This is a genomic window from Rhodanobacter sp. PCA2 (genome assembly GCF_013620825.1).
Taxonomy (GTDB): domain Bacteria; phylum Pseudomonadota; class Gammaproteobacteria; order Xanthomonadales; family Rhodanobacteraceae; genus Rhodanobacter_A.
Genome location: NZ_NJIC01000030.1, coordinates 54,322 through 56,792, shown reverse-complemented (window position 1 = coordinate 56,792; position 2,471 = coordinate 54,322). Strand labels below are relative to the sequence as shown.

The following is a 2,471-nucleotide window of genomic DNA, read 5'->3' as shown; positions in this document are numbered from 1 at the left end:
GACCGCTCCCTCTCCCCGGAGGGGAGAGGGAGCGGTCCGCGCGAGCTTTTCTGCTTCCTCTCCGCTGCGGGGAGAGGATCGAGGCGAGGGGCGGGGCTTGCGGCGAGCTTGGCCCCTCACCCCAGCCCTCTCCCCTGAGGGGAGAGGGTGCGGTCCGTCCGAGCTTTTCTGCTTCCTCTCCCCTCCGGGGAGAGGATTGAGGTGAGGGGACGGGACTTGTCGTGAGCGTGGCCTTCAAAGGAAAGGCTCTCGCTGGCTGGGCCTCGGGGTCACGAAGACCTGTCGCGTGATCGCGACTCCGGGGACCGCGGGCGCGGCGTCGATCGGTATCGGGGGGAGCATGGCGGCGGGCTGCGCCCGCCGCCATGCCGGTTCGTTTGAAGCACGGTCCTTGCGCTGCGGCGTTTACCGCGGCCCCGCCAATGCGACGGCATCCGCTCCCGCGGGAAAGTGGAATTGTCCGGTGGTGTCGTGCACCGCACGCCAGACCGCTTCGGCCACATCCTTCGGTGTGGTCGTGGCCCCCGGGCGGGCAAACGCTTCAAAGATAGGGCGTGCGAAATCGGCATAGGCCTCCGGGATCAGGCCGCCCATGCGCTCGGCCCCGTTCTCGGAGAATCGCGTCGTCGGGCAGTAGCCGGGTTCGACCAGTTTGATCCGGATGTCGAACGCGCCGAGTTCGTGCGCCAGCGAACCGCTGAAGCCTTCGATGGCTGTCTTGCTGGCCGTGTAGGCGGCAGCGAGCGGCATGCTGGCGAGCGTGACGCTGGAGGTGACATTGACGATCGTGCCTGCCCGGCGCCCTCGCATCTGCGGCAGCACGCCCTGGATCATCGCCATCGTGCCGAACGTGTTGGTGTCGAAGACTTCGCGCACGACGTGCATCGGGGTGGCCTCAAAGGCGCCGACCACTCCGATGCCGGCATTGTTTACCAGCACGTCGACCGGACCCGCCGCTCCAACCGCGCGGGCGATGCTGTCGGCATCGGTCACGTCCAGCGCGACGAGTCTGATCCGGTCGGATGCGGGCAACAGGTCGGGATCCGGTCGTCGCATGGTGGCGATGACCTTCCATCCGCGGTCATGAAAGTAGTGGGCGGTTTCGAGCCCATAACCGGAGGAACACCCCGTGATGAGTATCGTCTTCATTGCAGCAGCTCCTTGGTGGTAGGTGCAGCCACGGTAAGGGTTCGATATCGGACTCTCGATAGTGTAGAGTCCACGAAACATCTCTTTGAGTCCTTTCATGAGCGACCCTCTGGCCGAACTGATCGCCTTGCTGCGACCCGCGGGGGTCGTGGGGAAAAGTATTTCCGGGGCGGGGCGCTGGGGTGTCCGCTACGCGCCGTTTGGCCATCCCGGCTTTTGCGTGGTAACCGACGGCGCCTGCCTGCTGCACGTCAACGGTGCCGATCCCCTGCGCCTGGAAGCAGGCGACTTCGTGTTCCTGCCGGCGACGCCGGGGTTCGTCCTGTCGGGATTCGAGCCTGTCGAGCTGGAACAGATCGATCCGATCGCCGTCGAAGGCCGGGACCATGAGGTGCGCCACGGTTCCCCCGACGGGGAACCCGACGTACGCATGCTGGGCGGGTATTTCGTGTTCGACTCACCCGACACCGCGCTGCTGGTGGCCCTGCTTCCGCCGGTCATCCATATCCGGGGCGAAGACCGGCTTGGCGTGCTGGTGCGACTTGTCCGCGAGGAAGCTCGGCAGTCTCGGTTGGCGCGCGACCTCATTCTTGCGCGGCTGGTCGAGGTGCTGCTCATCGAGGCCTTGCGCGCGGCCCCTGGCGACGCTGCGCCGGCAGGCTTGCTGCGAGGCCTGGCGGACGAGCGTCTCGCGCTGTCGATCCGGGAGATGCATCGCGATCCGTCCAGGACCTGGACAGTGGAACAACTGGCCAGGACCGCGGCGCTGTCGCGGTCCGCGTACTTCCAGCGCTTCACGCGTGCAGTCGGCATACCGCCGATGGAGTACCTGCTCGCGTGGCGGATGGCAGTCGCCAAGGACATCCTCGATCGGCAGGATCTGGTGATCGAAAAGGTGGCGGAGCGCGTCGGCTACTCCTCGGCCAGCACGTTCAGCACCGCATTCACACGTCATGTCGGCCGGTCGCCGAGTGGCTATGCGCGGGAGCGGCGCCAGATGCGCTCGCGGGTTGGCTGATTCCGTTGCAAACCGGAAGCGGCGCTTGCCAGCTCCAATCCAGTCATTGCGATTCGCCCCGCTCCAAGACCTTCTTCAGGGGGCTCGCGCGGGCTTCTCTGCTTCCTCTCTCCTCCGGGGAGAGGGAGTAGGCGGCACGAGCTTTTCTGCCTCCTCTCCCCTGCGGGGAGAGGATCGAGGCGAGGGGCGGGGCTTGCGGCGAGCTTGGCCCCTCACCCCAGCCTTCTCCCCGGAGGGGGGAGGGAGCGGTCCGCGCGAGCTTTTCTGCTTCCTCTCCCCTGCGGGGAGAGGATCGAGGTGAGGG

General features: G+C 66.7%; 2 protein-coding genes. One reads left to right on the top strand and one right to left on the bottom strand.

Annotation, left to right across the window (positions count from 1 at the left end):
* Positions 1-405 precede the first annotated feature (405 nt).
* A complete protein-coding gene (locus PCA_RS10625) occupies positions 406-1,149 on the bottom strand; it encodes an SDR family oxidoreductase (protein ID WP_181302586.1) in 744 nt (247 codons plus the stop codon).
* Between the two features lie 97 nt (positions 1,150-1,246).
* Here PCA_RS10625 and PCA_RS10620 point away from each other — a divergent pair, with 97 nt between their 5' ends.
* Positions 1,247-2,167, top strand: a complete 921-nt coding sequence (locus PCA_RS10620) for an AraC family transcriptional regulator (RefSeq protein WP_181302585.1) — start codon at positions 1,247-1,249, stop codon at positions 2,165-2,167.
* Positions 2,168-2,471: the final 304 nt, after the last annotated feature.

Excerpts from the sequence above, each read along its gene's own strand:
- PCA_RS10620 (WP_181302585.1), top strand. The coding sequence starts at position 1,247 with ATGAGCGACCCTCTGGCCGAACTGATCGCCTTGCTGCGACCCGCGGGG.
- PCA_RS10625 (WP_181302586.1), bottom strand. The coding sequence starts at position 1,149 with ATGAAGACGATACTCATCACGGGGTGTTCCTCCGGTTATGGGCTCGAA.